The sequence below is a fragment of the Ilumatobacter nonamiensis YM16-303 genome (assembly GCF_000350145.1).
In the GTDB taxonomy this organism is placed as follows: domain Bacteria; phylum Actinomycetota; class Acidimicrobiia; order Acidimicrobiales; family Ilumatobacteraceae; genus Ilumatobacter_A; species Ilumatobacter_A nonamiensis.
Window position 1 is genome coordinate 1 of the sequence record NZ_BAOL01000326.1, and the last position, 5,114, is coordinate 5,114.

Sequence of the window (5,114 nt, forward strand, 5' to 3'; positions counted from 1 at the left end):
CTCGTGATCAGTTCCGGCGCTCCGTGCGCGAACGGTTCACGAGTTGCCGGTTTCGGGACGGTCAGCCGAGCTGATTGCGGCGGATCTTGCCGGTTTCGGTGCGCGGGAGTGCGTCGACGAAGTGGACGTCACGCGGGGTCTTGTGACGCGCGAGCTGATCGCCGACCCACTGCTTGACGGCCGACGATGACAAGCGCGATCCCGGTGGCTTCACGACGTACGCCGCGAACCGCTGCCCGAAGTCGTCGTCGTCGACCGCAACGATGGCGACGTCGCTGATCTCCGGGTGCGTGAGGAGGAGGTCCTCGATCTCCTGCGGGAAGACGTTCTCGCCCCCGCTCACGATCATGTCGTCCGCGCGTCCGGTGACGAACAGCAGACCTTCGGGCGTCAGATATCCGACATCGCCCGATGCCATCAACCCGTCGACGATCTCCTTGCCGCCTCCACCCGTGTATCGGTCGAACTGGGCGCCGTTGCCGACGAAGATCCGACCGACCGCGCCGGGCCCGATTTCGTTGCCGGAATCGTCGAGGATCGCGATCGTGGAACCCGCCAGCGGTCGCCCTGCGGTTGCGGGTTCGGCGGCCAGGTCATCGGGAGTGGCCAGCGTGGCCTGGCCGACCTCGGTCGATCCGTAGAGGTTGTAGAGATTCGGCCCGACCCGGTCGAACCACTCCTCGACGACCGGAACCGGAAGCGCGGAGCCACTCGAAGCGACGACCCGAAGGGACGACAGGTCGGTCGAGTCGAGTGATGCCGACGCGAGGAGTCGTTGGATGATGGCCGGCACGACGGCGAGCACGGTGATCCGCTCGCGCTCGATCTGAGCGAGCGTGGTCTCGGCATCGAACGTGGTCGTGAGCGCCACGGTCGCGCCCAATGTGGATGCCAATGCCAGCTGCGCCAGACCCCACGCGTGGAAGAGCGGCGACGTGATCCCGACGATGTCGTCGTACCGATACGGAATCCGGTCGATGACGGACGCGGCGCCTGACGGGTCGACACGATTGCTCCGTTGGGCACCCTTCGGCGTTCCCGTGGTGCCCGAGGTGAGCAGGACGGGTGGTACCGGCAACGATGCGCGCAGCGGACGCCAACGTGAGCCCGCACCGCGCACGGAAGTCAGCGTGTGCAGATCGCGACCCTCGAGGTCGCCGAGGTCGTCACCGGAGCGAGCCGTCACGATGATCGGCAACGTCACCGAGTCGGTGTCGACGAGATGCAGCAGCTCGGCATCGATCGCGACCGCGGCGATGTCCTCGCGTGCGAGTACCTCGGCCATCTGCGGAGCCGCGAAGCTGGTGTTCAGGTAGACCACGCCGACGCCGGCCTTGGCCGCGGCGACCGTCACTTCGACGAAGTCGCGATGGTTGCGACACGCGAGGCCGAGCCGATCGCCACGAGCGAGCCCGATGCCGTGCAGTCCCGTCGCGAGGCGGCTCGAGTTCCGATCGAGATCGGCGAAGGTCATCGGACCGTGATCGTCGATGATCGCCGTGCCGCGGGGTGAGCTCAGGGCTGAAGCGGTGAACGGAGCCGCAATCGTCGGCCCCCACCGCGCCGTCGCCGCGGTGAGCGACGGAATCCGACGAGGGTCGAGCAGACCCGTCCGCTTGGCGAGGTCGACCAGGGAGGTGGCCCGCTCCGTCAAGGTCGGTGTTGCTCGGCGTCGGTGTGTGGTGTGATGTCCATCGGGCAGTACCTCCAGCCCGATGGACGTTACTCGGGTCCCGGTTCCGCCGATTCACTCGGATCCGGGTCGACGGCGACCGGGTCGTCGCGGCCGTCGAGGTCGAGATCGACCAGGAACTCGGCGTCGGTCTCCGGCGCCGACGGTCCGTAGGCGACCACCACGGCACCGCGTGTGTCGCATCGAGGACAGACGATCCCGAGGACGATCTGCATGTCGTCGGGATCGGAGTCTCCCTCGACTCGGTGGAGCGCATCGACGTCCAACTCGGTCGTCGGTGTCTCCTTCCCGCAGTTGCCGCACTTCATCACCGCGCCCGGCCGGGCGACGTGGTTGGACGTCCAGCCGTCGTCGGTGAAGCGCGCGAGGACATCGACCACGGTCGAATCGGTTGTGGAGCTCTCGGAGGTCATGCGGAACGCGTACCCCGAAGTCGCACCCGTCAATCGTCGAACGCCGCGTCCGGAGCGAGTGTCAGATCCCGGGCTGTGGCGGCTGTCCCGGTGTCTGCTGCGTGGGCTGCTGGGCGGCCGGCGGTTGCGCCGGCGGGGGCGGGCGGGGTGGCTGCTGTGCGTTCACCGGAGTCGGATCCGCAGGCAGCTCGGTCGACCGAGCCAACGCATCGCGCAGGAGTTGGTTCTCGTAGCGCAGTTGGTCCTCGTGTTCCGCCTGGTCGAGCTTGTGGAGCCGCACCGTGAGCCAGTGGATGAAGGCATGTACGGCGATCGCCAGGATCGCGTACACGATCATGGCGAAGAGGATCGACGTGTCGAACACCGACTGGACCTCGTTGCCGCTGGTCGTGCCGAGTTCGATCGGCGTGAAGATCCCGCGGAACGGATCCATCGCCCGATCGAGGTTGCGGTAGATCCACGCGGCGAAACTCGCCGACGAGTTCGCACCGAAGAGCAGCAGCAGGAAGCCGAACAGCAGGAAGATCTCGACGACGATGATGTAGAAGTACACGAGGTAGCCCACGAACCGTGCGCCGAGTGCGATGACCCGCTTGGCCTGGTGGTGATCTGGTGGTTCGGCCTGCGTGCCGTACTGGCCGGCAGGTTGGGTTCCGTACTGGCTGGGGTTGGTCATCGTCGTGATCTCTCGTCGTCGGGTTCGGTCGCGTGTGAATCGTTCGCGCCGGGCCGAACCTAGTTCGTGTCGCGGGCGCTGTGGCGGCCATGTTGCTCCCTCATCCGTCATGATGGACCATGGCCAACTCCCGGCGCGATCCCGGCGCTCAGCCGGTGCTCCACCGAGGTTCTCATGTCGATGCGCTCGGCGACCCGACCGGGGAACTGTGCGTCGTCTCGTGGAACATCCAGTTCGGGGTGGAGGTGGAGGCGGCGGCAGAAGCGCTCGGAACGGCCGAACCATTGCGTGCTGCGGATCTGATCCTGCTGCAGGAGATGGACGAGGAGGGCACCGAACGGATCGCCCGGCAGATCGGTGCCGACTACGTCTTCGCCTCGCTCGGTCCGCATCGCCAGACGGGACGGAGCTTCGGCAACGCGGTGCTGTCGAGGTGGCCGCTGTCGAGGGAGGATGCGTTCGTGCTGCCGCACCGTTCGGCGGTGCAGGGCCAGGAGCGGCTCGTCGTGGGTGCGGTGGCGTCGGTCGGGTCGAGTTCGGTCGCCGTGTGGAGCGTGCACGCCGAGGTCCCGACCCTCAGCCCCCCGAAGCGCCGTCGTCAGTTCGATGCGATCGCCCGGGTCGATCAACGTCGGGCAGATCTCCCGATGGTCGCCGGCGGCGACTTCAACACCATGACCCGGCGTGGGGTCGCCGCGGTGGATGCCGCGATGGCCACTGCGGGTGCAACCCGGGTGTCCGTCGGCGCTGACCCGACGCTGCGTCGCGGTGGGCGAGAGTTCGCCTTGGACCACATCTACGCCCGCGATCTCACCCCGATCGATCGTGGAGTGGTCCACGGCATCGCCGCGAGCGACCATCGCCCCCTCTGGGTCCGCCTCGAACTCTGACCGACCGACCGGCGACATTCCGGCCGAAGCGACGCGAGCGCAGTCGGGTGACGGATCAGTCGGCCGGGGTGGTCGTGCTTGCGGCCCGGTTCCTGGTGCGGAGGGTGACCAGGGCGGCTCCGAGGAGGACCATCGCGGTCACTCCGGTGACGAGGCGGTCGAAGATGTTGCCCGGGTTCCACCACCACAGCAGCAGCGCCAGGACCACGGAGCCGCCGACGAACACACCGGTGGACACGTTCGTCAACGGGGCTGTGACACGACGCGCATTCGCCGCCCACGAACTCGGCCCGAGCAGCCATGCACAGACGGCGATGATCAATCCGATGACGATTCCGGTCCACGCGGTCTGCGCGATCAGGCTCGTGGCGATCGACACCACCACTTGACCCATCGGTTCGTTGCTCGGCTCCTTCACGACCGCTCCGGCGACGAGATCGACCGAGATCGCGCGGAGGAGGAGGATGATCACGCCTGCCGCGGCGAGGCTGAGTCCGACATTGCGCATGGTCTGGGTCCGACGTCCGACCGCGAGGTACACCGCGAGTGCGTACAGCAGGACGACCACGAGGAACACGAACCACGACAGGAAGTCGAGGATCTGCACAGCGGTCTGCGCGTCGGCGAGCGCAGCGGCGGAGAAGATCGTGATGCTGCCGGCATCGGCAGGCAGGTCCTCGAGTCGGTCACCGGACAGCCCGAGGTCGGTCGCGGTCTGCGTCAACAGTTCACCGAGTTCGAGGGTGACGGCCCCGTCGCTCGAGGAGATTCCCTCGCGATTCTCGTCGCGGAGCGTCCGCACCATGGCCTGGTGCGCAGTGCGATTGACCCGCTCCCACACGAGCGCGAAGCGATCGGAGGCGACGAGCCGCTCGACGCCGCTGGTCGCCGGATCGCGGAGCGCCGCGGCGGCGATGGAGGCCAACCCCTGCAGGTCGCGAGGGAGTGTGCCTTCGATCTCCGCAGGTACGTCCAGCAACTCGTAGACCTGGTCGACGAGGTACACCGCCAACGCTTCCTGGACCTCTTGCTCCGCGATCAACTCATCGCTGACCTCGACCCAGGCGTCGGTGTCGAGCGCCTGCGTCTTGACCCAGGTGGTCAGCGTGGCGACGATGGCGAGCACCGTGGCGACGGCGATGAGGATTGCGGGAATTCGTCGCCCTCGGGTCTCCTCCGAGGTCGTCGCCGGTTCGTCGACAGCAGCGCCATCCTCGGCCACGGCGCCGTCTCCGGGTGGGACATCATCGCTCGAGGTTGTGTCGGTCATGGTGTCAAGCTAGTTCGCCCGCGGAGGGCCGGCGCCTAGTCTGTGCCCGTGAGCAGGAGATGGCGGTGGATGCCGGGACCGGATCAATTCGGCGCACTGCTCTTCTTCCTGATCGTTGCATTCCTGCTGTCGGGCGTGGGTGAGGGTCCGTGGTTGACGCGGATCGGCTCGG

The 5,114-nt window shown here is 67.3% G+C and carries 5 protein-coding genes; 1 reads left to right on the top strand and 4 read right to left on the bottom strand.

The annotated features are described in order from the left end of the window. Window positions 1–61: 61 nt before the first annotated feature. The 3 genes from ON45_RS20440 to ON45_RS20450 form a co-directional block, all read right to left on the bottom strand. A complete protein-coding gene (locus tag ON45_RS20440) occupies window positions 62–1,654 on the bottom strand; it encodes an AMP-binding protein (protein ID WP_040496608.1) in 1,593 nt (530 codons plus the stop codon). A gap of 68 nt (window positions 1,655–1,722) precedes the next feature. Further along, window positions 1,723–2,106 (bottom strand): HNH endonuclease signature motif containing protein, encoded by a 384-nt coding sequence (locus ON45_RS20445; protein WP_040496610.1) that lies wholly within the window; start codon window positions 2,104–2,106, stop codon window positions 1,723–1,725. Window positions 2,107–2,167: 61 nt separating this feature from the next. Further along, window positions 2,168–2,782: a YggT family protein gene (locus ON45_RS20450; protein WP_040496612.1), complete on the bottom strand. Its 615-nt coding sequence runs from the start codon at window positions 2,780–2,782 to the stop codon at window positions 2,168–2,170. A 119-nt stretch (window positions 2,783–2,901) separates the two neighbouring features. Here ON45_RS20450 and ON45_RS20455 point away from each other — a divergent pair, with 119 nt between their 5' ends. After that, on the top strand, window positions 2,902–3,672 hold the full coding sequence (locus ON45_RS20455) for an endonuclease/exonuclease/phosphatase family protein (protein ID WP_040496614.1): 771 nt from the start codon (window positions 2,902–2,904) through the stop codon (window positions 3,670–3,672). A 55-nt stretch (window positions 3,673–3,727) separates the two neighbouring features. Here the strand turns inward: ON45_RS20455 and ON45_RS20460 are convergent, their stop codons facing one another. Beyond that, window positions 3,728–4,942 carry a hypothetical protein gene (locus ON45_RS20460; protein WP_040496616.1) on the bottom strand — a complete coding sequence of 405 codons (1,215 nt, stop codon included), beginning with the start codon at window positions 4,940–4,942 and terminating at the stop codon, window positions 3,728–3,730. Window positions 4,943–5,114 lie beyond the last annotated feature (172 nt).

What these genes read in the sequence shown, in the direction of transcription:
- ON45_RS20450 (WP_040496612.1), bottom strand. Translation starts at nt 2,782, where the DNA reads ATGACCAACCCCAGCCAGTACGGAACCCAACCTGCCGGCCAGTACGGC.
- ON45_RS20455 (WP_040496614.1), top strand. Translation starts at nt 2,902, where the DNA reads ATGGCCAACTCCCGGCGCGATCCCGGCGCTCAGCCGGTGCTCCACCGA.
- ON45_RS20445 (WP_040496610.1), bottom strand. Translation starts at nt 2,106, where the DNA reads ATGACCTCCGAGAGCTCCACAACCGATTCGACCGTGGTCGATGTCCTC.
- ON45_RS20460 (WP_040496616.1), bottom strand. Translation starts at nt 4,942, where the DNA reads ATGACCGACACAACCTCGAGCGATGATGTCCCACCCGGAGACGGCGCC.